Annotated in this window: 17 protein-coding genes; 8 read left to right on the top strand and 9 right to left on the bottom strand. The window is 45.7% G+C overall.

Annotation, left to right across the window (positions count from 1 at the left end):
* Positions 1 to 6 precede the first annotated feature (6 nt).
* Positions 7 to 4,473, bottom strand: coding sequence for a glutamate synthase large subunit (gene gltB / locus MHN09_RS06150; protein WP_014950543.1), 4,467 nt, complete (start codon positions 4,471 to 4,473; stop codon positions 7 to 9).
* Positions 4,474 to 5,135: 662 nt separating this feature from the next.
* Here gltB and MHN09_RS06145 point away from each other — a divergent pair.
* From MHN09_RS06145 to MHN09_RS06125, 5 genes are all read left to right on the top strand, one after another.
* Positions 5,136 to 6,071, top strand: coding sequence for an N-acetylmuramoyl-L-alanine amidase (locus MHN09_RS06145; protein WP_156086855.1), 936 nt, complete (start codon positions 5,136 to 5,138; stop codon positions 6,069 to 6,071).
* 99 nt (positions 6,072 to 6,170) lie between these two features.
* Positions 6,171 to 8,525 (top strand): aerobic respiration two-component sensor histidine kinase ArcB, encoded by a 2,355-nt coding sequence (gene arcB, locus MHN09_RS06140; protein ID WP_014950541.1) that lies wholly within the window; start codon positions 6,171 to 6,173, stop codon positions 8,523 to 8,525.
* Between the two features lie 174 nt (positions 8,526 to 8,699).
* Complete coding sequence (locus tag MHN09_RS06135; RefSeq protein ID WP_061486464.1) at positions 8,700 to 9,254, top strand: PH domain-containing protein; 555 nt, start codon at positions 8,700 to 8,702, stop codon at positions 9,252 to 9,254.
* On the top strand, positions 9,254 to 10,960 hold the full coding sequence (locus MHN09_RS06130) for a PH domain-containing protein (RefSeq protein WP_239239638.1): 1,707 nt from the start codon (positions 9,254 to 9,256) through the stop codon (positions 10,958 to 10,960). The genes MHN09_RS06135 and MHN09_RS06130 overlap by 1 nt, the downstream gene beginning before the upstream one ends.
* A 101-nt stretch (positions 10,961 to 11,061) precedes the next feature.
* Positions 11,062 to 12,639 carry a sodium/solute symporter gene (locus tag MHN09_RS06125; RefSeq protein ID WP_239239635.1) on the top strand — a complete coding sequence of 526 codons (1,578 nt, stop codon included), beginning with the start codon at positions 11,062 to 11,064 and terminating at the stop codon, positions 12,637 to 12,639.
* Between the two features lie 10 nt (positions 12,640 to 12,649).
* Here MHN09_RS06125 and MHN09_RS06120 read toward each other — a convergent pair whose 3' ends face one another.
* From MHN09_RS06120 to MHN09_RS06095, 6 genes are all read right to left on the bottom strand, one after another.
* Positions 12,650 to 13,906: a diguanylate cyclase gene (locus MHN09_RS06120; RefSeq protein ID WP_239239631.1), complete on the bottom strand. Its 1,257-nt coding sequence runs from the start codon at positions 13,904 to 13,906 to the stop codon at positions 12,650 to 12,652.
* 121 nt (positions 13,907 to 14,027) lie between these two features.
* A complete protein-coding gene (gene prpF / locus MHN09_RS06115; protein ID WP_239239628.1) occupies positions 14,028 to 15,209 on the bottom strand; it encodes a 2-methylaconitate cis-trans isomerase PrpF in 1,182 nt (393 codons plus the stop codon).
* Between the two features lie 407 nt (positions 15,210 to 15,616).
* On the bottom strand, positions 15,617 to 18,208 hold the full coding sequence (acnD, locus tag MHN09_RS06110) for a Fe/S-dependent 2-methylisocitrate dehydratase AcnD (RefSeq protein ID WP_061095773.1): 2,592 nt from the start codon (positions 18,206 to 18,208) through the stop codon (positions 15,617 to 15,619).
* A gap of 18 nt (positions 18,209 to 18,226) precedes the next feature.
* The gene (gene prpC / locus MHN09_RS06105) at positions 18,227 to 19,351 is read right to left on the bottom strand and encodes a 2-methylcitrate synthase (RefSeq protein ID WP_039226211.1); all 1,125 of its coding nucleotides are present in this window, start codon (positions 19,349 to 19,351) and stop codon (positions 18,227 to 18,229) included.
* A gap of 130 nt (positions 19,352 to 19,481) precedes the next feature.
* Positions 19,482 to 20,357, bottom strand: coding sequence for a methylisocitrate lyase (gene prpB, locus MHN09_RS06100; protein ID WP_014950533.1), 876 nt, complete (start codon positions 20,355 to 20,357; stop codon positions 19,482 to 19,484).
* A gap of 65 nt (positions 20,358 to 20,422) precedes the next feature.
* Positions 20,423 to 21,085 (bottom strand): GntR family transcriptional regulator, encoded by a 663-nt coding sequence (locus tag MHN09_RS06095; protein ID WP_156086849.1) that lies wholly within the window; start codon positions 21,083 to 21,085, stop codon positions 20,423 to 20,425.
* A gap of 797 nt (positions 21,086 to 21,882) precedes the next feature.
* On the opposite strand from MHN09_RS06095, the gene MHN09_RS06090 reads away from it, so the two are divergent.
* The 3 genes from MHN09_RS06090 to MHN09_RS06080 all read left to right on the top strand — a co-directional run bounded on the left by MHN09_RS06090 (position 21,883) and on the right by MHN09_RS06080 (position 24,930).
* Positions 21,883 to 24,147 carry a TonB-dependent receptor gene (locus tag MHN09_RS06090; RefSeq protein WP_239239625.1) on the top strand — a complete coding sequence of 755 codons (2,265 nt, stop codon included), beginning with the start codon at positions 21,883 to 21,885 and terminating at the stop codon, positions 24,145 to 24,147.
* Positions 24,148 to 24,273: 126 nt separating this feature from the next.
* Positions 24,274 to 24,546, top strand: a complete 273-nt coding sequence (locus MHN09_RS06085) for a hypothetical protein (protein ID WP_039226219.1) — start codon at positions 24,274 to 24,276, stop codon at positions 24,544 to 24,546.
* A gap of 51 nt (positions 24,547 to 24,597) precedes the next feature.
* Positions 24,598 to 24,930, top strand: coding sequence for a hypothetical protein (locus MHN09_RS06080; protein WP_014950529.1), 333 nt, complete (start codon positions 24,598 to 24,600; stop codon positions 24,928 to 24,930).
* 7 nt (positions 24,931 to 24,937) lie between these two features.
* On the opposite strand, the gene MHN09_RS06075 is transcribed toward MHN09_RS06080, so the two are convergent.
* Both MHN09_RS06075 and MHN09_RS06070 read right to left on the bottom strand, forming a co-directional pair.
* Positions 24,938 to 25,558: a response regulator transcription factor gene (locus MHN09_RS06075; protein ID WP_014950528.1), complete on the bottom strand. Its 621-nt coding sequence runs from the start codon at positions 25,556 to 25,558 to the stop codon at positions 24,938 to 24,940.
* Positions 25,555 to 26,745: a histidine kinase gene (locus tag MHN09_RS06070; RefSeq protein WP_239239622.1), complete on the bottom strand. Its 1,191-nt coding sequence runs from the start codon at positions 26,743 to 26,745 to the stop codon at positions 25,555 to 25,557. The genes MHN09_RS06075 and MHN09_RS06070 overlap by 4 nt, the downstream gene beginning before the upstream one ends.
* Position 26,746 lies beyond the last annotated feature (1 nt).

Here is a 26,746-nt window from a genome sequence, read left to right as displayed (position 1 = left end):
ATCCTCCTACTGAGCCTGAATGCGTAATTCAGCACTTGAACGACTGATGTGACCAAGCAAGTTTTTCACATCACTGGTTTTTGGCTTAATAAGCTTGAAGCGTTTCAGCGTTGCGGCGAAGTCAGTAAGCAACGACAACGAGTGCTCGCTTCCTGTTTCTTCGTAATGCTGATTAATTAAGCCACGTAAGTGCTCAGCAAGAATCGCTTTATCTTCAATTGGCATTACATCGACCAGTTCCGCATTTACACGGTTATCAAGGTCGTCACCATCATCCATAAGATAAGCAAAACCACCAGTCATACCTGCACCGAAGTTAACACCAACCGGACCAAGTACAGCCACGATGCCGCCTGTCATATATTCACAGCCGTTATCGCCAATGCCTTCAACTACCGCAATAGCACCAGAGTTACGTACGCCAAAGCGCTCGCCAGCACGGCCAGCAGCAAACAGCTTACCGCCTGTTGCACCGTAAAGGCAGGTGTTACCCATAATGGCGCTGTCGTGGGCGTCGTAAGAGATATTGCGAGGTGGGTGAATAACAAGCTTACCGCCGGTCATCCCTTTACCTACATAATCATTGGCATCACCTTCAAGGTGCATATGCAGGCCGCCAGCGTTCCACACACCGAAGCTCTGACCCGCTGTACCGGTAAGTTCAACTTTGATAGGTGTATCTTCAAAGTCGTGGTTACCGTGGTGTTTAGCGATTTCACCTGATAGCAATGCGCCGACAGAGCGATCCGTATTGCGGATCGGGTATTTAAGGGTAATAGATTTACCGTCAACAACCGCTTGCTGGCCGTCTTTAAGCATCTGCGCGTTCAATTCACCTTTATCGATAGGTGCGTTGGTCGTTTGTGAGCAGAATAAGCGCGTATGGTCGCCTGCTTTAGGCTGCGCTAGCAACGGAGACAAATCTAAACGGTTTTGCTTAGCGGTAATGCCATCTAGAACTTTAAGTAGCTCTGTGCGACCAACAAGGTCGTCGAACTTAGCAATACCCATAGACGCCATGATTTCACGCACTTCTTGAGCAATAAACTTGAAGTAGTTCATTACCATATCAGGTAAGCCAATGAAGTGGTCGTCACGCAGTTTTTGATCCTGCGTTGCAACACCGGTCGCACAGTTGTTCAAGTGGCAAATACGTAGATATTTACAGCCTAAAGCCACCATTGGACCTGTACCAAAACCAAAGCTCTCAGCGCCTAAAATACCGGCTTTTACTACGTCTAAGCCTGTTTTCAAACCACCGTCGGTTTGAACGCGTACTTTGTGACGTAAGCCGTTTTCAATAAGCGCTTGCTGAGTTTCAGATAAACCAAGCTCAAATGGGCTACCCGCATACTTAACTGATGTTAGCGGGCTTGCACCTGTACCGCCGTCGTAACCTGAAACGGTGATAAGGTCGGCATAGGCTTTCGCTACACCCGTTGCAATGGTGCCAACACCCGGCTCAGATACTAACTTAACGGATATAAGTGCCGTTGGATTAACCTGTTTCAAATCGAAAATCAGCTGTGCCAAATCTTCAATTGAGTAAATATCGTGGTGCGGAGGTGGAGAAATAAGGGTTACACCCGGCACAGAGAAACGCAGCTGTGCAATGTACTTATTGACCTTATCGCCTGGAAGCTGACCACCTTCACCTGGTTTTGCACCTTGCGCCACTTTAATTTGAATAACGTTGGCGTTAACCAAATAGTGAGGTGTTACACCAAAGCGACCTGAAGCCACCTGCTTAATTTTAGAGTTCTTTTCAGTTCCAAAACGAGAAGGGTGCTCGCCACCTTCGCCCGAGTTAGACTGACCGCCTAAACGGTTCATCGCAATGGCAAGCGCTTCGTGCGCTTCAGGGCTTAGTGCACCAATTGACATTGCCGCAGTATCAAAGCGAGGGAATAAGTTTTCCGGCGCTTCAACTTCGCTTATATCAATAGGGTCGCAATCAGGATTGATGGCGAGTAAGTCGCGGATGTGCGCAGGCGCACGCTCGTTAACAAGCTTCGCATATTGCTGGTAGTCGTCGTAGTTACCAGACACCACAGCCTTTTGAAGCGTACTGACTACGTCTGGGTTATAGGCGTGATATTCGCCACCGTGCACGTATTTAAGCAAGCCGCCGTGATCGACAGATTTACGCTTAAGCCAAGCAATACGGTTTAGGTTGATAAGATCTTGCTGGAAATCATCGAAGCCCGCACCTTGAATGCGTGAGGTCACACCTTTAAAGCATAACTTCATCACTTCGTTGTTAATACCCACTGCTTCAAACAGTTTAGAGCTACGGTAGCTAGCAACAGTGCTAATACCCATTTTCGACATGATCTTGTACAAGCCTTTGTTGATACCCTTACGGTAGTTCAACGTGGCCTGCATAGGAGAAATATCTAGCTCGCCTTTTTCACAAAGCTGCTCAATAGTTTCATATGCTAGGAATGGGTAAACCGCAGTGGCACCTAAGCCAATCAGCACCGCGAAATGGTGTGGATCGCGGGCACTTGCTGTTTCAACAACAACGTTAGCATCGCAGCGTAATGACTTTTCAACTAAGCGACGTTGTACCGCACCAACTGCCATTGCTGCAGGGATAACCAAGCGATTTTGTTTAATGTTTCTGTCAGACAGAATAACGAACGCAGCACGCTTGTTTTTAACCAGCATTTCTACTTCGTTACAAACGCGCTCGATGGCTTTCTTCAAACCTTCTTGCGGCGCATACTGAAGCTCCACGACTTCTGAGTAGTAGTTGTCTGGGTTAAATTCGCGCAGTTGCTTAAGGTCGGTATACATTAGCACTGGCGAGTCAAACAATACGCGGTCAGCGTAACCTGAGGTTTCGCTAAATACGTTTTGCTCGCGGCCAATACAGGTTGCCAACGACATAACGTGGTTTTCACGTAGCGGGTCGATAGGCGGGTTAGTAACCTGTGCGAATTGCTGACGGAAATAGTCGTAAACTGTACGTTGACGCGAGGACATAACCGCCATTGGCGTGTCATCACCCATTGAACCAACGGCTTCTTGGCCGTCTTTCGCGAGTACTTTTACAACTTGTTGAATTTCTTCATAGCTGTAGGCGTGTAGCTTGTGGTACACCGCCATGGCATCGTCGTCAAACACACGTTTACCAATTAATGACGCGTCAAGCTTTTCAATTGGTGTAAGTCGACGAATATGCTTGTCTAGCCACTCTTTATAAGGATGGCGTGCTTTTAAGTCTTCATCAATTTCAGTAGAGCGCCAGATTTTGCCTGTGTAAGTGTCTACAGCAAGCATTTCACCTGGGCCTACACGGCCTTTTTCAATTACGTCAGCTTGCTCGTAATCCCAGATACCTACTTCTGAGGCTAGGGTAATGAAACCGTTCTTAGTAATAACGTAACGTGCAGGACGTAGACCATTTCTATCAAGGTTACAGGCAACGTGGCGACCGTTAGTTAAAACGATACCCGCTGGGCCATCCCATGGTTCCATGTGCATAGAGTTGAACTCGTAAAATGCACGAAGATCATCGTCCATGGTCTTGTTGTTTTGATAGGCGGGTGGAACAAGTAACCGCATAGCACGGAATAAATCCATACCGCCGGCTAAGAATAGCTCCAGCATGTTATCCAGCGAGGATGAGTCCGATCCTTCAGTATTAACGAAAGGGGCTGCATCTTTAAGATCTGGAATAAGTGGCGTTGCGAATTTAGCAGCACGTGCCATGGCCCAGTCGCGGTTTCCTTTAATGGTGTTAATTTCACCGTTGTGCGCAAGGAAGCGGAAAGGCTGAGCAAGCGGCCAGCGTGGTAGTGTATTTGTTGAAAAGCGTTGGTGGAAAACGCAAATTGCGCTTTGCATACGCTCATCGGCAAGATCGTGATAAAAGGCGGGTAAATCTTTTGGCATTACCAAGCCTTTGTAGATCGTTACCAAGCCCGACAAACAAGCTACGTAAAAATCGGGATCTTTCTCAAGACGTTTTTCAGCGCGGCGGCGGATCATATACAAACGACGCTCAAGGTCGCGTTTTCTCCAACCTGCTGGCGCGTTCACAAATACCTGTTCAATTTGTGGAACACCCGTTAGCGCTAATTCACCCAGTACTGAGTGGTCGACAGGCACTTCGCGCCAACCCACTACTGAAAGTGTTTCTTTTTCTAGTTCTTCATTAAGTACTTCACGCGCGGCTTGCGCAAGTACCGGGTCCTGACTTAAGAAAATCATGCCCACGCCGTATTTTTTGCTGAGTTTCCAGCCATTTTCTTCGGCGATTGCATGGAAGAACGCATCCGGTTTCTGTAGTAATAAACCACAGCCGTCACCGGTTTTCCCGTCGGCGGCGATACCGCCACGATGCTGCATACGGTCAAGACCGTGTATTGCAGTAGTTACCAATTCATGACTGGCTTCCCCATGAGTGTGAGCGATTAAGCCAAACCCACAGTTGTCCCGGGAATCATTGGGATTATATAAACTCATCTCTTAACTCCTTCAACCTTTTGACTGGGCAAGGTATGCGTTGCGTGTAGATGCGCCTAGGTTTGCGTATCACAACATTATTAGACGTCTTTTATGCCTGCGAGCGGTATTGCTCGCGGCGTGCGCCTTTCTTGTCGTTATTTTATTATTAGAGGATTCCAGTCGTTTCCGCATTTTTATGCATTATTGCGATGCGGGCCGTACAAAATACCCACATTAAAAACTAAAATCAAACGCTAAAAGTATAAGCTTTATAGTGAATTAGTATAAATATAATTAAATATATATTAATCAGTTGCTTACGTGTCGTCATTTATATTTGTAACAAAAATGTTATCAGTATTGCAAAGTGAATAACTCATCCCTTATAAATGATATTACTTCTCATTTGCGTTTTATTAATGAATAAATATGCTTCGAAATTGATGTTTTATGTTGTCAATAGCGGTTTGCGGTGTATTTTTATTAATTTGTAAAGCTATGGTTCCACTAATATAAGTAGTTTGCTATATTGGTTGAAAATTAACCACAGGTAAGGCCCGTGGTGCGCTGAAGGATGTTGATAGAGAGCCCTGTGTGTGAATTGAGTGTACGCTTATGTGGAAGGCGAAGAATAAAAATTCACTGTGGTGGCGTGCTGTTAAGACAATAAGGATTATTGTATGAATACACTACATGCTTCACCACTGCCTTTATTTAGTATAGATGATCATATTCTAACTGGCGACAATATCACCTTCAGGCTTTCTCCTAACACATCTGGGCGTTTTCAATCTGGATCTCCCGATACTATTGTTATTCATTTTACCGCCGGTAGTAGCCTTTCATCTTCGGTGAATGTCTTGACCAATGCTGATAGCGGTGTGTCAGCTCACTTTGCCGTTGGACGCAATGGTGACATTGTTCAAATGCTTCCGACTAATAAAATAGCGTGGCACGCAGGAGAAAGTTATTACGAGGGGCGTAGTGGCTTGAATCAGTACTCTATCGGCATTGAATTAGACAATGCCGGCCAGCTTAAGGCTAGAGGAGACGGCACCTTTGAAAGTTGGTTTGGCGAAATTTTTGGCGAGAATGAAGTATTAGCTGCCCAGCACATTAACCAACAGTCTATGGGCTATTGGCACAAGTACACCGACGTACAAATTGTTAGGACGCTATCGCTGTGTAAAGCGTTGTGTAGCCACTACAACATCTCTACTATCGTCGGGCATGAAGAAATAGCGCCGTCACGAAAGGTCGATCCTGGCCCCGCTTTTCCCCTTCAAAGACTCAAAGCCGCTGTTTTGCAAAGTGATAGTGAAAGGTGGGCAACTGAGTCAAGTGATTCGAATTCACAGCGAGAGGCGCATGATCAAATTCAGCGGGATCTCGCTAGCCCTGTAAAGCGGGTGGCCAATGTAAGTGCCAATTCGCTGAATGTGAGAAAAGGGCCAGATGTTTCGTACCCAACTGTCGAGAACGGTTTGAATAAGGGCGAAGTGCTAAAAATACTGGAAAAGCGAGGGGAGTGGGCGAAAGTGTCTTACACGAAGGTGGGATGGGTGAATACCAAATACATTAATGAAATTACTGAAAAGTCGCCTTTCAAATCCTAATTCTGAGCAGGGCCACAGAGTTATGCTTTGACAAACCGCATTCCCGAAAAGAGGAAAGCCTGATAGGATAACCGCAAAATAAGCTTAAATTAGACGTACATGCATTCAGATTCACCAAACGATTCTTGGGCAATTCGCTTTGCCCAATTTGTTCAGCGTTTTGGCACTCTAAAGCTCAGCATATTGTTTGTTGTTCTTTCGCTTGTGTTTACGCTAGGGGGCTCATACGTAATTCGCGTGAGCATGGGAAGCCAGGTTCAGCCCGATGACTTCATCAGTGCTGTAGTACTGACCATGTTATCTGCGCCTTGGGTACTTTATTTCTTTAGTGAGTTAATCAAGCAATTAGAAAACTCACGTACCAACTTAAAGGAAGTGGTAAGCCAGTTGGAAAGTTTGCGTGAAGAAGATGTCTTTCTTAACCGCGAACTTCAAAGCAACATCAGACAGCTTAATCACGAGATAGAGCAGCGCAAGCAAGCACAAGAAGAGCGTGAGGCGCTGTTTAAAGACTTAGAAAAAGAAATTCAGGATAAATCAGAACAAGAAGCACAAGCACGCCGCTTATCAACCTTGTTACGTTCAATCATCGATGCCTCACCAGACTTAATATATTACCGAAATGAAGAAGGCAGGTTTGCTGGTTGTAACCGTATAGCGGAGCTTATGACGGGCAAAACCGAGCAAGAGCTGCTTGGCTTAACGCCAAAAGACGTATATGAGGAAGAGCTTGCCCGCCAAATTGTAGCGAGTGATCACGAAGTTCTAGAAACCAACGCCAGTATCACAGAAGAGCTGTGGCTTCGCTTTGCTGATGGACGTCGTCGTTACTTCGAAATGAAGCGTGTACCTTTCTTCGATAAAGACGGTAATCGCCTTGGCTTGTTGTCGTTCGGTCGAGACATGACTGAGCGTAAGCAGGCTGAAAATGCTGCTGCAAAAGCAAGTACCGACAAAACTCGCTTTATCGCAACCATAAGTCATGAGCTACGCACACCGCTAAACGGTATTGTGGGCTTAAGCCGTATGCTGCGTGATACCGAGTTGAGTGAAGAACAATTTAACTGGGTAAGTACGATATACGCCAGCGCTATAACATTAGGTAATATTTTTAACGATATTATCGACCTTGATAAGTTAGACAGAGATAAGCTTGAGCTGAGTCTAAAAACCATATCGTTGAAAGACTTTACCGAAGAACTTAGCAGCATTATTCGTCTACTTGCAGCCGACAAACAGCTAGAGCTTAAAACGACAATTAACGAGCCGCTTCCCCGTCTTGTTGAAATAGATGGTACGCGCCTTCGTCAGATATTATGGAACATCCTGTTTAACGCAGTGAAGTTCACACAAAAAGGTCACGTAAGTTTAACGGTTTCATCGACGAAACCTGATGGTGATAAGGCGTATGTGACATTTGTGATTGAAGACACGGGCGTAGGTATTCCTGAAAGCGAAATTGATAAGATTTTTGCCATGTACTATCAGGTTGATCACCCTGACCACCAATCGGCCACAGGTACCGGTATTGGATTGGCAATTTGTAAGCAAATGGTCGACTTGATGAAAGGTGAAATTCACGTTTCAAGTAAAGTGGGTAAAGGCACCCGTTTTGAAATTGTGTTGCCTGTTCAAATTTCTAATAGCCCGATGAAAGTCGCGCAGCTTCAAGTGACAGGGCTCAATATCTTGTTAGTAGAAGATATTGAATTGAACGTAATGGTCGCTAAAGCCTTGCTCGAGAAGCTTGGCCAGAAAGTCGATGTAGCAATGACCGGTCAAGAAGCCATAGACAAAGTCAGGGAAAACCAATACGACCTTATCTTGCTTGATATTCAATTGCCTGACATGACAGGATTCGATGTGGCAAGTACGATTATTGAAGAAGATCTGGTTATGCAAACGCCTATCGTGGCGCTAACGGCAAACGTCATTAAAAAGCGTGATGAATACTTAGAAAACGGTATGGATGACGTTATTGCGAAGCCGATTAAAAAATCTCGCGTTATCGAGGTGTTTAACGAGCTGTTCCATGCACCACCTGCACCGCTTGAAATTGATGGCGAAGTAGAGCGCCCCGAACCTAACAAAACATTAAGTAACATTTTAGATATGGACTTGTTACAGATGTTAGTTGATACCATAGGGGATGAAATGGTGCGCGCTAGCGTTAAAGTATTCCAAGAAAAAATGCCTGAATACATGGAAATACTGCAGCTAAGCTTAAGTGCGGACGAAAAGTCAGAAGTGTGCTCACAGGCTCACAAAATTAAAGGCGCCGCTGGCTCTGTTGGTTTGGCTCGTGTACAGCGTATTGCTAATCAAATTCAACAGGGCGACCACCCTACATGGTGGGAGAACGTGCATGATTGGGTGGAAGAGCTACAAATGGCGGTTCAGCACGACATGAAGGCACTACACGATTGGCTGAATGAACAGCAGGTTGATGATTAGTTAGCATAACGCGCTCTTTAATAGGAAACGTAAAAAAGAGGGCTTGCCCTCTTTTTTGTTATAAAAACTGCGCTAGAGAAAGCGTTCAGAGCAGCGTTGCTAAGTAGCTAAGCCTCTCCTTAAAAAAAGCGGCAGGCTGATCTTATTTATACAGTGGTAAAAGGAATTAATGCGATGACAATTAGCGCACAACAAGAAACCGTGTTTTCAAATAATCAGCTCAGTGTTGAGGAAATTCCCTCACTTCAAACGCTCGCATTACTTCCTATATCCAAAAAGTACCGGACACTAAATATCCTCTCCATTGGATTGATAGCCTTAGTGCTAATCGGTATTGCTTCTGCGTTACGATTCCAAAGCTTTTGGTCATTGCCAGAAGGACTGCTGCAAGCCTACCCGTATGTTGTTGCTGGTATCGTCGCTGTAGGCTCTCTATGGGCGCTGTACCACTTTTTTGCTGATGTACGCATATTTTATGCGATTCGAGAGCAAGACATCAGTAAGCAGTCAGGGCTAATTTTTAGAAAACTTTCGTGCCAACCTATTTTGCGTGTTCAGCATGTAGAGGTTAATCGCGGTCCATTGGACAGGTGGGCGGGTCTTGCCTCACTTCAGGTGTTTTCGGCTGGTGGTGAAATGCACACGTTTGAGATACCTGGGTTAAGCATTGAAAGGGCAGAGCAGTTGCGTGAGTTCATTCTTGCTCATAAAGATATAGGTGCACGCTAATGACGGTATCAGAAACGCCCTCACACCAAGCGCCTACACTTAATCAGTCAAAAGAGCTGAAAGAAGATACTGCGCTCAAGTCCCATGGGCAAGATGCTAATATGGAAGAACCGAAACTTAAAGTAGAAACGGGTGATGAGTGGCAGCGCCTCTCTCTAATTTCTATTTTGTACTTTACTATTCGCAATTTTACCAACTCGGCTCAAGTGCTTATTTATACCATTCCCGCCTTAGCCATATCGTTCAATATTTGGGATAACCTGCTGTCGCCTGAAGTACTAATCGGTGCTGGAATCCTCTTTCTATCTACCAGTGTCAGCGGCGTAATAAGCTTTTTAATGTACAAGTTTCGCGTGCACAACCAGCACGTTGAGATTCATCATGGCGTGTTTCAACGCCGCTATACCAACTTGCCCTTGTGGCGTATTCAAAACGTTAAGATAGAACGCCCTTTTTATTACCGACCTTTTGGGTACGCGCTAGTGGTGCTTGATACCGCAGGAAGTGGGAAAGAAGAAGCTAAAATTGTAGCGGTTCCTGAAGATTATGCTGAAGCGCTAAAAAAGCAGGTGTTGTATGAAAAAGCGCTGCACGATGAGGGTGACCTGGATTGTTTGCCAAATGAAGATTTATCCGACGAGCAGACTTCGTCTTTTCCCACGCCACGACCACGCGCTAAAGCGGTAGATTCTTCCCATTCAAATGAAGAAGTATTAAATCGACGGTCCGTGAAAGACATTATTATTCACGGCATCACCAACAATCGCGTGTGGATCATACTGGGTGCTGCGGCGCCTTTCTATGACGATGTGTTCGGTCTGGTTTCAGAGTGGTTAGCCGATAAAGGCTTGCAGCTTAATCAGCTGGTTGGTGAACAAACGGTTGCGTGGTGGCAATTTGGATTGTATGCCTTTGTCATTCTCATGATGCTTATGGCGTTAGTGGCACTGCTGAGTGTTGGTGGCGCGCTTTTCACTTTTTACGGCTACACACTTTCACGAACAGGTGATCGCTATATCCGTCGCAGCGGCTTGCTTAATAAACTGGAAGTCAGCATGCGAGCTTCACGCATCCAAATGATTACGGCGAAGCAAGACTGGCTGGATAAAATACTAAAGCGGGTGAATTTGTATTTTGAGCAGAACTCAACGGCTGGGCAGCAAATGCAAGAACTGATGTCGCCAAATAAGCTTATTGTGCCATCGGTAACCGAAGATGAAGCCTTCGCGCTTAGTCAAGAAGTAATGCCTGAATGCGACTTGCGAGGCCAAGAATATCATCCCATTAGCAAGCGATTCATTACTTTTTGGTTGTTTGCGGGTTGGTCATTGCCATTGGCGATCTTTTTCACCATAGGCGCTGTGTCGTCCCATCTAGATATTATGCTAGGTTCACTCGTTGTCTTTAGTGCGGTATCGCTGTTACTCACGCTTAGGTGGTGGCGATGGGGTATAGCCTACGACAGTAAGTACGTTTATATAAGGCGAGGTAGAATAGGCATCGACTATCAATACTTTGAGCCCTATAAAGCGCAGCAAGTTATCGTTAAGCAAAGCGTGTTTATGAAGCGAAGAAAACAGGCCACCGTTAAGTTTGTACTGGCTTCGGGGGCGGTGACTGTGCCGTTTCTACCAGAAGACTACGTTAATAAACTAGCAGATAGTGTGCTATTCGAGGTGGAGTCAACCAGAAGGTCTTGGATGTAACGTACACTATTTCTTTGAACGCTGCTTTTTTATACGTTTTTTATGCAAATAGACCGAGTTTATGTAATGGTAGGTATTTAGTTGCTTAACCTTGCGTCTATATGGATATTCTTGATTACAGTGTCATCGCGATTTACCTCATCACTTTACTCGTCATCGGCTTTAGCTTGCGTGGACAGCAGTCAAAGAAAGATTATTTTCTAGCTGGAAGAAGCTTAAGTTGGAAACCGCTGTTACTTTCAGTGATGGCGACGCAACTCTCGGCGGTCAGTTTCATTTCCGCTCCTGCATTTGTCGGCTTCCGTGAGGGTGGAGGGCTGATTTGGCTCTCTTATGAACTAGCAGTTCCGTTAGCCATGCTTTTACTCATTAGCACCGTGTTGCCTACATTATACCGAAGCGGTGTGGTGAGTATTTATGACTATCTTGAGCGACGTTTCTCTACCTCTACCCGTATTTGTATCAGTGTTGTATTTCAATTTAGCAGGGCCTTCGCTACCGGCATAATGGTTTACGCGCTATCCATTATATTGCAAGGAACCATGCAGGTTTCATCCACGCAGGCAATATTACTCATTGGTGTGATTACCGTTTTGTACTCCTTACAAGGAGGCATGAAAGCAGTTGTATATGGTGACGCGGTACAAATGGTTGTCATCGTTTTGGGCACAGCTATCTGCATTGCTTTTGGTCTTAACGCATTAGGCGGTTGGGAGCACTTTTTACAGTTACTTCCAAGCGAGCGGGTCTCTACCCTTAATTTTTCATCTCTGGGTTTTGATGGTGACGGCTTCGGCTTTTTTCCTATGGTGCTAGGTGGCGTGATCCTCTACGCCTCATACTACGGTTGTGATCAATCAGAAGCACAGAGGGCATTGTCAGCGAAATCGGAAAGCGATCTTAAAAAGATGATGTTAGCCAATGGCATTTTCAGGTTCCCTATAACACTTCTATATTGTTTAGCAGGCTTGGTGGTCGGCACACTAGCGTTTAACGACGCCAACTTGCTATCGCAAATTCCTAAAGATAATCCGGACTGGCTTATGCCGGTCTTTATTCTTAATTATTTACCTCATGGGCTTATCGGCTTGCTTGTGGTCGCTATTCTTGCTGCAGCCATGTCATCACTGAGCTCAGCAATAAACTCACTTGCCGCTGTTTCGCTTGAAGATTATTTCAAACTCACTCGGAAACGCGCAAAACCTGAAGGCTACCTGAATCATGCTAAGTTTGCGGGCTTGCTTTGGGGAGGGATTATTTTGCTGCTTTCGCTCAATGCTGGCGATATAGCGCCTACCGTAATAGAAGCGGTGAACAAAGTGGGCTCTGTTTTTTTTGGCCCCGTTTTGGCTGTGTTTCTACTTGGCATGCTAACGAAGAAGATAAATGCCACACAGGTCAATACCGGCCTGATATGTGGCGTGCTGACTAATTTGTCGTTCGCATTTTTTGTCGAGGACGTGTTTTGGTTTTGGTGGAATGTAACGGGGTTCGCGAGCACAGTGATACCCGCTATTATCTTGTCTGCTTTGTCAGCTAATGATAAAAACGATACAGCGACGATCACCACCTCTGGTCAACGTCGCTTACTGATTGATAAGCCGATTGCCACCCTATTGCTTGGCTATTTTTGCTTATTGGTCGTTGTTTGCTACTTAATGCCGCGTTGGCTGCAGTAGATTCAGTGATTTACGCCTCTACTGTTTTGGCAACTGAGTCTCTCAGAATAATCTGATCTTTGCCCGCGTGCTTAGCTTCGTACAAGCGCGCGTCAGCCACTTCTAACTGCGACTCCAAGCACTTGTGTTCCTCGGTAGATACGCCGATACTGCACGTGATATTGAACTTGTGATTGGTAAAAATAGTAGAGCGTACTGCATCCATAAACGCTGAAAGCGCAGATAAGTAAACCTTGGGCGGCCTTACCGATACTACGGTAAACTCTTCTCCACCGTATCGCACAATAAGATCGTCGGGGAAGTAATCTTTAAGCAACGCTGCAAATTCCTGCAACAGCATGTCACCCGTTTTATGGCCGTATGTATCGTTTACGCTTTTGAAGTTATCAGCATCGATCATAGACACAATAACATCCTTTCTCGACGCTTTATTGGCAAATAACTCTTCTGCTCTTTCGTAGAGAAAACGGCGATTATATACCTTGGTTAGCGGGTCTAAGTTTGCTGAATTTCTAATAGTTTGAATCATTTCTTGTGATTCAAGGTTTTGCATAATTCTGCAGTAGAATTCTTCGTGATAAAACGGTTTGGACAAGAAGTCATTGGCGCCGCTTTTAATGAATTTCGAGGTCAACACGCTATCGCCGTTTGCCGATAAACCGATAAATACCAAGTCTTGCATGCGTTTTTCGTGGCGTATTGCTTTAACCAGTTCATAACCGTCCATATTGGGCATACGGTGGTCGGCAATAACCATTTTAATATCGCGGTGATTATCAAGCTCTTCCAACGCTTCTAAGCCATCGTTCGCTTCATGCACCTGAAATTGGAATTTGCGAAGTAATGAGCAAATGTGATTTCGGCTCGTTCTAGAATCTTCCACTACCAACACTTTGGTAGTGAGGTTCTTTCTTAAGCGGTCTACAAGTTTAGACACTTGAAGGTATGAATAGCGAGACTCTTTTGTGATGTAATCCAGTACGCCCTGATCGAGTAGCTGAGCACGAGTAAATTCGTCGAAATTCCCAGTAAGCACGATTGTTGGAACGTTGTAGGAAAGTGCAAGTTCAACGCTCTCGCCGTTGGGCGCGTCGGGAAGGTTTAAGTCGACGATGGCTGCCAAGTATTCGGTATCGCTCTCGAGGGCACTTTTAGCTTCCGCAAGATCTTCGCACAGATCACACGTAAAGTGAGGATTATCCTCAATAAGTTTGTTTACAATCTTTCGGACAGTGAGACTGTCTTCTACTACAAGAACTTTATACATGTGATTTACTCTCGGCACCTAGGCTTCGATAATAACCAATTATAGACAAAAAAGCCCTCAAAGAGAGGGCGTTTTATACTTATGTCTAAATAATTTTATTCTTATGTAACATTGCGTTGTACTAACTTTGTTCAGCGGGAACACGCACGGAGCCTTCCATCAAAATACGTGCGCTTCTGCTCATTACAGCTTGCTTAATTTGCCACTTGTCGTCTTCAAACGTAGCTCTTGCTCCTACTCTAAGCGTTCCAGATGGATGCCCAAAAGTAACCGAGTCTCTTTCGTCGCCGCCAGCTGCGATATTTACAAGAGTGCCGGGTATCGCCGCAGCCGCTGCGATCGCGACTGCTGCCGTGCCCATCATAGCATGATGAAGTTTCCCCATAGACAATGCGCGAATCAATACATCAATGTCTGAACCCAAAATATCTTTGCCACTGGAAGCTTGGTAACCTCTTGGAGGTGCAACGAACGCGACTTTTGGTGTGTGCTGCCTGTTTGCAGCTTCACCCACATCATTGATGAGCCCCATCTGAACCGCGCCGTGTGCACGAATTGCTTCGAACTTGGACAGCGCCTCGGAGTCGCTGTTTATATCATCCTGCAGTTCAGTGCCTGTGTAGCCAATATCTTCTGCGTTGATGAAAATAGTCGGAATACCCGCGTTTATCATGGTCGCCTGAAGTGAGCCTACGCCTGGAACTTCAAGTGTGTCGACTAATCGTCCTGTCGGGAAGATTGCCCCTTCACCGTCAGCTGGGTCTACAAAGGCCACTTCAACTTCTGCGGCAGGGAAGGTGACACCGTCTAGTTCAAAATCGCCGGTTTCCTGTACTTCCCCGTTAGTCATTGGCACCCTAGCGATAATGGCTTTGTTGATATTGGCTTGCCAAATATTGACGGTGGCGATGCCGTTTTCTGGTATTTTACTTCTATCCACTAGCCCATTGGTTATCGCAAATGCGCCTACGGCTGCCGTTAGGTTTCCGCAGTTTCCACTCCAGTCTACGAATGGCTTGTCTATGGCTACTTGACCAAATAGGTAGTCGACATCGTAACCTTCACGTTCACTTTTGCTTAAGATAACGGTTTTGCTGGTACTTGATGTAGCACCGCCCATACCGTCGGTTTGTTTACCGTACGGATCGGGGCTACCAATTACGCGCAGAAGCAGGGCATCGCGCGCCGGACCTGGCTTTTGCGCGGCTTCTGGCAAATCGGTTAAATTGAAAAACACACCCTTACTGGTACCGCCACGCATGTAGGTAGCCGGTACTCGAAGTTGTGGCGCATACTTTGTCATGTTTTTTCCTTTCGTCGGTATGAGTGCGTTGAGGCACAGTTGAAACACGCCGTAAATACATCCTTGTAGGCTCTCGGGGCGCGTCCATGCGCCCCGAAGGTTTCAACCGTGCCTCAACGCACTCTTAAACTAAAAACTATTTTATCTGGAGAGAAGTAAGGTTGTTCGTGATTTGAAACACGCTGTGAACACATCCATGTGCGCTCCCCAGCCGCATCCTTGCGGCTGGAGGGTTTCAAATCACAAACAGCTTCCAACCAAACTAGCTGATACTAGCTACGGAGGAGGTGGATTAGTTTCAGGGCCCTCAACTCGCAAGGATGCGAGTTGGGAGCCTATAGGGACGTATTCACGTCGTGCCCTGTAACTGGTTCACCTCCTCCCACTGAAAGGTCTTCCTATCACAATCAGCTAGCTTCAGCTTCTAAGAAGTCCTTGGCGAAGCGCTGTAATACCCCGCCTGCGCTGTAAATAGAGACTTCTTCTGCTGTGTCTAAGCGACAGGTTACCGGTACTTCTAATTGCTCGCCGTTTTGACGGTTCACTACCAGTGTTAGCGTTGCACCTGGTGACGGTTCGCCGCTAACGTCGTAAGTTTCTGTGCCATCTAGCTCTAGTGTTTTACGCGTAGTTCCCGGTTTAAACTCAAGGGGTAATACGCCCATACCAATAAGGTTAGTACGGTGAATACGTTCGAAACCTTCAGCTACAATCACTTCAACACCCGCAAGGCGCACGCCTTTGGCTGCCCAGTCACGTGACGAGCCCTGACCGTAGTCAGCGCCGGCTACAATAATCAGCGGCTGTCTGCGGTTCATGTAGGTTTCAATAGCTTCCCACATGCGCATAACTTGTCCTTCTGGCTCAACGCGCGCCAGTGAACCTTGCTTCACTTCACCGTTTTCAAGCACCATCTCGTTGAACACTTTCGGGTTCGCAAGGGTAGCGCGCTGTGCGGTTAAGTGGTCACCACGGTGTGTGGCATACGAGTTAAAGTCTTCTTCCGGTAAGCCCATTTTGTGGAGGTATTCACCTGCCGCGCTGCTGGCTAAAATAGCGTTTGAAGGCGACAAGTGATCGGTGGTGATGTTATCTCCCAAAATAGCCAGTGGACGCATACCTTTCATGGTGCGCTCAGCATCCATCGCGCCTTCCCAATAGGGCGGGCGACGAATGTAGGTGCTCATTTCACGCCAGTCATAAAGCGGGTTAATGTCTTTGCCGTAGTCCACGCTTAAATCGAACATTGGCTCGTACACTTTTCTGAAGTGCTCTGGCTTCACCGATTTCGCTACAATAGCGTCAATTTCTTCGTCGCTTGGCCAAATGTCTTTAAGCGTTACTGGGTTGCCTTCTTTGTCGGTGCCCAATACGTCTTTTTCAATATCAAAGCGCACGGTACCGGCGATGGCGTAAGCTACAACCAGTGGTGGCGATGCTAAGAATGCTTGCTTTGCGTAAGGGTGAATACGGCCGTCGAAGTTACGGTTACCCGACAATACTGCTGTTGAGTAAAGATCGCGGTCGATGATCTCTTGCTGAATTTTAGGGTCTAGCGCGCCGCTCATACCGTTACAGGTAGTACACGCAAAGGCAACCACGCCAAAGCCTAAATCTTCCAGCTCGCTCATCAGGTTAGCTTCTTCAAGATACAGCTTAACGGCCTTAGAGCCTGGTGCTAGTGAGCTCTTAACCCACGGCTTACGGGTTAAACCGCGCGCGTTGGCATTTCGAGCAAGTAAACCTGCAGCAATTACATTGCGTGGGTTAGATGTATTGGTACAACTTGTGATAGCCGCGATAATAACCGCGCCATCAGGCATTTTGCCTTCCTCCTCGGTCCACTTCGCTGCTATACCGCGACTTTCTAAATCGCTGGTAGGTAAACGTGCGTGTGGGTTAGAAGGGCCAGCCATGTTGCGGCCAACAGCAGAAAGGTCGAACGTAAGCACCCGCTCATACTCGGCAGTTTCTAAATCATCAGCCCATAAACCTGTGTGCTTAGCATATTGCTCAACTAGCGCAATTTGCTTTTCCTCACGCCCTGTTAGGCGCAAGTAATCGATGGTTTGCTGGTCAATGTAAAACATGGCTGCAGTGGCGCCGTATTCCGGTGTCATGTTCGAAATAGTAGCACGGTCGCCCAGCGTCAGGTGCGATGCACCTTCACCATAGAATTCAAGATAAGCAGAGACTACGCGCTCTTTACGCAAGAATTCAGTAAGCGCTAATACAATGTCGGTAGCCGTAATACCTGGCTGTGGTTTGCCGGTAAGTTCAACACCTACAATGTCGGGCAAACGCATGTAAGACGCGCGGCCCAACATTACGCTTTCCGCTTCAAGACCGCCCACACCTACGGCAATAACGCCAAGAGCATCAACATGCGGCGTATGGCTGTCTGTACCCACTAGCGTATCAGGGAAGGCAACGCCGTCGCGAGCTTGAATAACCGGCGACATACGCTCCAAGTTGATTTGGTGCATAATGCCGTTACCCGGGGGGATAACATCCACGTTCTTAAATGCCGTTTTTGTCCAGTTGATAAAGTGGAAACGGTCGTCGTTACGTCTGTCTTCAATTGCACGGTTTTTTTCAAACGCGTCTTTCTCAAAACCAGCATGCTCTACAGCTAATGAGTGATCCACAATCAACTGTGTTGGAACTACGGGGTTAACCTTCGCCGGATCGCCGCCCTTTGCGGCAATAGCATCGCGAAGCCCCGCTAAGTCTACCAGTGCCGTTTGACCTAAAATGTCATGACACACTACGCGAGCAGGAAACCACGGAAAGTCCAAGTCGCGCTTGCGATAAATCAGCTGTTTAAGTGAGTCGGTAAGCATTTCAGGGGCGCATTTACGCACCAAGTTCTCAGCCAGTACACGTGAGGTGTAAGGCAGCTTGGCGTAGGCGCCAGGCTCAATAGCATCTACCGCTTCACGGGTATCGAAAAAATCGATACCCGCGTTAGGAAGCGGTTTACGGTAATCAATATTCATAAAATCCCAACCTTAATCTTAAGCGCGTTCGCTAATAGCTGGCACTGGGCGTAGTTCTTCGCCTGTATATTCTGCTGACGGGCGAATAATACGGTTGTCAGCGCGCTGTTCCATAACGTGTGCCGCCCAACCGGTTAGGCGTGACATTACGAAGATTGGCGTGAACAACGGCGTAGGAATACCCATGAAGTTATACGCAGAGGCGTGGAAGAAATCGGCGTTACAGAAAAGCTTCTTCTCGCGCCACATCACTTCTTCACAGCGAACAGACACAGGGTAAAGTACGTCGTCACCCACATCAGCAGCCAGTTTTTCAGACCATTGCTTGATAATTTCGTTACGCGGGTCAGAGTCTGAGTAAATAGCATGGCCAAAGCCCATGATCTTCTCTTTGCGCTCAAGCATGCCCATCATTTTTTCTTCTGCGTCATCAGCAGAGGTAAAGCCCTCGATCATTTCCATGGCGGCTTCGTTAGCACCACCGTGAAGTGGGCCACGAAGTGAGCCGATAGCACCCGTTACACAAGAATGCATATCAGATAAGGTTGAAGCGCAAACACGTGCAGTGAAGGTAGACGCGTTAAATTCATGCTCTGCATAAAGAATGAGTGATACATGCATGACTTGTTCATGAAGTTCACGTGGCTTTTCACCGTGAAGCATGTGAAGGAAGTGACCACCAATTGAATCGTCATCGGTTTCAACATCTACGCGCACGCCGTCGTGCGAGAAGCGGTACCAGTAACAGATAATACTTGGGAAGCATGCCAACATACGGTCTGTCACGTCTTGCTGCTGGTCAAAGCTCGTTTCCATTTCAAGGTTACCCAGCATTGAACAACCCGTGCGAAGTACGTCCATTGGGTGAGCGTTTTTAGGAATGCGCTCTAGCACTTCTTTAAGCGCGGTAGGAAGACCGCGCATACCGCGAAGTTTTGCTTTATAAGCGTCTAGCTCAGACTGATTAGGTAACTTGCCCTTTAGAATAAGGTACGCCACTTCTTCAAATTGACAGTTTTGCGCTAAGTCTTTTACGTCGTAACCACGATACGTTAAACCAGAACCTGATTTACCTACGGTTGATAATGCTGTTTTACCTGCAACTTGGCCGCGTAAACCCGCGCCACTTAACTGTTTAGCCATCTTGTTGTCTCCGGTCTTGTATAATTTGTAAGGTACTTTTTTAAAAATATAGAAATAAAAATCACATTGAACTCAGCAGGCGAGTGGGGTGCCTCGCACCTCACTCGCTTCCTGCTGTTTCGTATTCGTGTTAGTTCTTACCTTCTGCGAATAGAGCATCTAGTTTTTGCTCGTACTCGTGGTAGCCAAGATAATCGTACAGTTCCATGCGTGTCTGCATGCTGTCGACAACGGCTTTTTGGTCGCCGTTTTCAAGTATAGATTTGTAAACCATTTCTGCTGCTTTATTCATCGCACGGAATGCACTTAGTGGGTAAAGCACCATGTCGGCACCCCATTCACCAAGCTCTTCTTTATTCCATAGTTCGGTTTTGCCGAACTCAGTGATATTGGCAAGGATCGGAACGTCTAGCGCTTCAGCAAATGCACGGTAATGTTCTTCGGTTTGCACTGCTTCGGCAAAAATACCGTCAGCACCTGCTGCAACATAGGCTTTTGCACGTTCAATGGCTTTGTCTAAACCTTCTTGTGCGAACGCATCGGTGCGCGCCATAATGAAAAAGTCTGGGTCAGTTCTGGCGTCAACAGCAGCTTTTATGCGGTCTACCATTTCTTCTGTGCTAACAATTTCTTTGTTAGGACGGTGACCACAGCGCTTTTGCGCAACCTGGTCTTCCATATGAACTGCCGCCGCGCCTGCTTTTTCCATGTCGCGAATAGTTTTGGCAATGTTAAATGCGCCGCCCCAACCGGTGTCGATGTCTACCATTAGCGGAAGATCGCACGCGCTGGTAATGCGCTGAACGTCTGCAATTACATCATTAAGTGACGTCATGCCTAAGTCCGGTAGGCCGTAAGACGCATTCGCTACGCCTCCACCTGAAAGATAAATCGCTTGGTGCCCAATAGCTTTCGCCATCATGGCAGTATAGGCGTTAATGGTGCCGACAATTTGTAGCGGTTTGTTGTTCTCTAATGCGGTTCTGAATTTCTTTCCTGCACTCATGATAATCACTCGCTTATTTGAAAGTAGGGTAGAGGTGAATTAGGTATGAAGAAGACTGAGTGGTGTTAACCATGATTAAGCTTCTTCTCAATATTATTTTTTGAATAAAGAATATGGCGACGCATTAGCATTTCAGCCAGTTCCTCGTCGCGATTGGCAATAGCGTTAACGATGTGTCTGTGTTCATCAAAGGCGGTACTTACGCGAGGGCCAGCCATACCGAGCTGTACGCGATACATACGAACAAGATGGTAAAGCCCGTCTACAAGTACGCTGATGAGATGATCGTTTTTACTGCCGGTTACAATTCTGTAGTGAAAGTCTACATCGCCGGCTTCTTGATAATAGCTTTGACCGTCTTTTACTTTATCGAAGTGGCTATCAAGCAACGCCTGCATGTCGGAAATTTCTTCATCGCTCATGTAGCGTGCAGCCAAGCGGGCGGCCATACCCTCTAATGCTTCGCGCACTTGGTATAGCTGAATAAGACCTTCGGGGGACAGTGCAACCACACGGGCACCCACGTTAGCTTTACGTTCCACCAAGTGACAGGTAGCGAGACGATTGATGGCTTCACGAATAACGGCGCGACTGACTTCATACTTTGTCGACAATTCCATTTCACTCAGCTTACTGCCTGCTGGAATGATACCCTCAACAATATCCTTTCTTAATTGAAAGAAAGTGCGGTCGGCATTGGTGATGGCTTGTTCGCTTTTTACTAACACTGTATAGAATCTTAAAATGACTAATGTCGACAATATATGCCCATTTTGGCGTTTTTTCAACCTTAAAAGGTTTGGATTGTCGACAACGAGAGTAAGATATTAGTCTGATAGTCTTGTTTAGCGGCCTGTGTTGACAGTTGTGCAATGATTTAATGCGATACGCAAACAGAGCCATGTGTCAGCTTACGTCTATTAGGCGAACCTTGCGCAACCATATTGATAGCTACTGCCCGGACGGACGAGGTAAATTGGTAACGATAGTTACATGCAGAGACTCTGAGCTAAAGAATGATTCAAGCCAATGGTGATTTGTTTAAAGTTTGTCCATCTGGTCTAGGTCTTCTTTACTTTATTCGCTTAGGTGTTGTGAAGAGATAGAGTAAATTATCTTTATGATATCTAATTGTTTTTATGGGATTTATACATACTTTTTGTTTGATGCTTAACCTAACCAATTAGTCTAATTTTGAAGTCTTATTTTAGTAAAAGTGTAATATTTTACTTTGCAAGATCGTAATCTAACGGTAACATATCGTTCCAGTCTTCAAGCCTAAATTCTTCGTACTGAATTTTAGAGGGCTGGAAAAGTAAGTTCTACTTTTAAAGCAGAGTTTCATTGAAAGTAAGTTTGTAATGTTTTATTGCGACTTACTTTTTTATTGCCTGTAATCCAGTATAAGCACAAGGTTATGTGCGCCTCTTAAATTAGTGAGTTTAGTCTTTCAAAGTTCCAAAGAAGAACTTGAAGCGGCCTAAAAATATTATTACACCTAACACTCACGCAAAGGGGTTATACCATGAAAACCAATACTGACGTGTCTAAGGCACTCGCCAGTAAGCTTTCACCTGTCGCACTAGCAGTAGCGATGACCGTTCCAGCAATTTCAAATATTGCCGTTGCCCAAGAAGCAGAAGCAACTGAAGAGCAACAATTTGAAGCCATTACCGTTACCGCAACAAAACGCCCTCAAGTTATCTATGAAGTTCCAATTGCTATTAGCGCCTTCGATGGCGACAAGTTAGCTGACCAAGGTATTACTGACCTGACTGACGTTGGTAAATTCGTTCCAAACCTAAATGTTACTGGTTTCTCTGCCGGCCACACATCGTCTGTAAACCCATTTATTCGTGGTATTGGTCTTCAAGATCACCTAATCACAACCGATCCGGGTGTGAGTGTTTATGTAGACGGTGTTTATCTGGGCCGTCAGGTTGGTCAAAACTGGAGCCTAAATAATATTGAGCGTATTGAAGTACTTCGTGGCCCTCAAGGAACGCTATATGGTCGTAACTCAATTGGTGGTGCAATTAACATCATCACAAAAGAGCCAGACCAAGGTGATGTAACCAAAATCAACACTGAATTTGGTACACGAGGTCGCGTTAAAGCTGATCTTTTTGTTAACCACGGTCTTTCAGAAACCATAGCGTTTAACATGAACCTGTCATTTAACAAGCGCGATGGTCTTGGTGAGTTCATCAACGTACCTAACGCCGAGTACGATGTTGGTGAGACTGAAGATGTTTCTGGCCGCGTTTCTCTTAAGTGGGAGCCATCAAATGACTTCCGCATGGTATTAACTGCAGATGCTAACAATGGTGACGGCGGTCTGCGTCCTTACACTGTGCTAATTGATGAAGTGGGTTCAGATCGCTACTTCGGTGGTCAGAATGGTGTTGGCGTACCGTTACGAAACACAGATGTGACACCTGAAGGCGCTGATATCTACGACAATGCAACAGGTACTGAAGCAGTAACTGGCGTGTCGAACGAAGCGCGTGGTCTTTCACTCACTACTGAGTGGGACATTAACGAAGACTACACTGCAAAGGTTGTTGCAAGCCAGCGTACATCTAAGTACAAAGCAGGTCTTGATGATGATGGTACAATTTACTCGTTAGATCAGTTCCCTGAGCGTGGTGAAGCCGATCAAACATCAATCGAACTTCAGCTTAACGGCTATATCAACGAATACACTGACTTTGTTGCTGGTGTTTACTACTTCAACGAAGAAGGTAGCAACCGTCAAGGTGATGACTCTAGTTTTGACGGTGGGGCTAACCTGCTAGAACTCGATCAAGAAACCACTTCAAAAGCGGTTTACGTTAACGTTCGCCGTGACTTAACCGATGAGCTTAGCCTTTCTGGTGGCCTTCGTTACACGAAAGATGAAAAAGAAGCATCAGCGAACGTATTTTCAGCACTTGGTACTATCTATGATTCAAATGATTGGGACGAAGTGACGTGGGAACTCGCCACTAACTACACATTTGAAAATGGCATGACAGGCTATGCGACAATTCAGTCTGGCTACCAGTCGGGTCAATTCCCAGCACGTCCTTACTGCCTAATTGGTGAGTTCTTCGGTGCAGGTGGCTTTGATGATATCGAAGGCGCTCAAGCGGCGGTTCGCGCAAATAACTGTTTTACGGCGTCTGACAATATTACTGCTACTAACTATGAAGTAGGTATTAAAGGTCGTGTGAACGATTACTTCGACATTAGCGTTGCAGTATTTAACACAGAGTTTGAAGATCTTCCTTACCAAGTAAGTCGCGTGAGCGAAGGTGGTTTCGACACCGCAAACCTTGTGGTAGAGCAAACATCTCGTGGTGTTGAAGCTGATGCTACGTTTACCTATGGCAACTTCAGCATGATGACCAGCGTTGGTTATATGGATGTTGATGTTGAAGAGCAAGATGGATTCAATCCTGTAGCGCCACTTACTCCAGACCTAACCCTTGCAATTGGTCCGCAGTATACCTTTGAGCTTGATGGTGGTGATTCAATTCGCGTACGTGCAGATTACTCATATCGTGCAGAAATGTATGGTGAGCCTACTTCAGCACCTGAGCGGATGACTAAACTTGATAGCCGTGAGCTTGTTAACTTCGACATCGCTTATACGCCAGCGAATGATGCGTATACTGTTGCACTTTACGGTCGCAATATTTTTGATGAGCGTTACGACAATGCACGCTTGAATACAGGTGACTACATCCTGCAAATTCTAAGCAACGACGCAAGCGAGTTTGGTGTTAGATTCTCAACTGAATTCTAATAGCTACAACGAGTTACAATTATAAAGCCAGTCTAAAGACTGGCTTTTTTTTGCTTATTTTTTCTTGTTTTATCTTCATTATTAGCATAGTTTTAAAACTGTTCTAAAAATGCCCAGCAACTATTTATGAAAGTGAAAGCACTTTACGGTATTGGTTTTCTTGTTGTTAATATGCTTTTGTCAGGGTGTACCTACACGGTGTATTTACCCGACGATGAAGATATAAACGCGAAGAAAAACGGCAAGGTTGCAGTTGCTAAACCTGAATTTGGTAACCAATGTCGTTATAGCGGAAACGGTGAGTATGGCGCGTGCCCAACGTCAAATAGTGAAATGGTTGGAACATCGTGTTCTTGTCCAACACCTTCAGGGCAGATTATGGGAACGGTGTCGAAATAGAAGACGTGCTTTTGTAGTAAGTAGGGCCTTTCAATCATACGGAGATGGAGCGTGGGATTGTTTACCAGTTTTAAAAAATCGCGGTTAGAAAAAAAGTTTAAGAAAAACGAATGGGTAATCATTCAACCTATTCCGTTCGCTCAATTTGAACAACTTATCGTAGACCATGTAGACGGAGGTTGGGAAATAGAAGATGACTATGAACGGCTCGCTGAAACGACCGCTAAGTGGCAGTGTGAATTACGCAAAGGTACGAGTATTTTAACCTGCGTATGGACCGCTAAACAGCAAGGTATCGTATACGGTCCCGAACGCGTGCTTACCGGTTTGTCTGAAAAGCTAAATATACCGACGTCTACAGCAATTGCTACGACGTGGTTTTAAGCCTTTATTATAGCCAACCTTTTTGTTTAGCTATGCGAGCAGCATCTACGCGGTTGGTCGCATCGAGCTTTGAAATAGCCTCTGAGAGATAGTTTCTTACCGTACCTTCAGATAAAAACAGTGATTGAGCAATGCCTTGGGTTTTAAGCCCTTCTGAAGCAAGTTTTAGTGCGGACATTTCTTTTTGCGACAGTGGATTGTTGTCGTCAAGAGCCATGATGGCGAGCTCAGTCGAAATTACCTTTTCTCCCGCAGAGACTTTGTGAATGGCATCTATCAGGTAGTCGCTGTCAGACTCTTTCAATATAAAACCCTTAACCCCTAAACTTAATGCACGCTTGATGTAGCCTGGTTTAGAAAAGGTAGTCATCAATACCACCTTGGTATTGAGATTTTGCTTTGCAATGTGGGCGGCTAGATCTAGCCCTGAAACCAGCGGCATTTCAATATCGCTCAAAATAATGTGTGGTGCAGGGTTATCATTTAAATAATCAATGGCTTCCTTTCCATTACTGCACTTTTCAACAATGGTTAAGTCGTCTTCTAATGACAGAAGCATGGCAATGGCATCGCGAACCAGCGACTGATCTTCAACAATCAAAATGGTAGTTGGCGCTTTTGAGTTCATAGGGAAGCCTTATGTGACAAAGCTTGCTCGGCAGTAAGCTGAACCCTGACAATAGGGTGGGGAAGGAAAGAAATGTCCACATCCGCATGAATAGACGCCGCGCGTTCTCTAATTCCCATTAATCCGTTTCCTTCTTTAATTGATGCGGTGTTCTCAACTACGCCATGATCTTTATAGGTCATTTTCACGGTTTGCTCATTAACTTCAAGATCAAGGGATACCGCGTTACCGTTTGAATAGCGCAAGGTATTGGTTGTCAGCTCTTTGATAATAAGCGCAAGCTGGCTTTCTTGTTTAGCGCTTAAACGTGCTTCAGCGCCGCCTTCAATATTGGTTGTAACATTAAAGCCGTTTTCTTCTAACAGTGATTTGTCTTTTGCTATTTCATCGCTAAGAGAAAGCTGCTTGATATCTGACACTGCTTGACGAATATCACTCAGTAGCGCTTGAGAAAGCTGTGCCAGCGCTTTTACCTCGCGATGCGCGTCTTCAATCTTATCTTTGCTTATAAGTTTATCGGCCAGTTGTGCCTTTAACGAAATAGAGCTGAGTGCGTGACCCGCAACATCATGTAAGTCTCTGCCTATTCGCTCACGTTCAGCGATCGCAGACAATACTCGTAGTGCTTCGGCCTGCTGGCTCTCTTTCAGACTATGAAGCGTTTCTTTGCGCTCCATAACACCAAACCCGAATAGCACTAAGCTGTTGAGCAACGAAGCACTTAAAAGAAAATGTGCGTTATTAAATACGGTAATGTGCAGTGACACGAGTACCAGCATCATCACGCCTATGCTCATTATGCCTGTCTTGAGCGAATTGTAATAACCTACGATAAAAGCAATAAAGCCGATAATGGTTGCGCCACCAGGGTTTTGAAAGCTGCAAGCTACAGAAAGTAGAAACATGAGTAGCAAATAAGTGGGCAGTGTTTTAACAGGCTGGTTTATGGCTTTAATGTAAAGAATGACAAAGCTAAGGTATCCCAGGGTTTGAAGCACCCATGTTTCGATGGGAAGAGGACGGGAAATAATAAGCGGAACAAAAAAGAACAGTGAAAAAAACAAGCTTCCGTGAGACCAGCGCTTTTTCCGTCCACTTGCCAAAAGGGGCATGTCAGGCGCGGCGCTCTCGTTTTTGACGGCAGGCACCGCGCTGTAACTATCTTGTATGCTTTTATTGCTGAGCATT

This window comes from Alteromonas sp. MmMcT2-5 (assembly GCF_022348315.1).
GTDB lineage: Bacteria > Pseudomonadota > Gammaproteobacteria > Enterobacterales > Alteromonadaceae > Alteromonas > Alteromonas macleodii.
The sequence above is the reverse complement of the archived record's forward strand: the minus strand, read 5'-3'. Positions and strand labels throughout refer to the sequence as shown.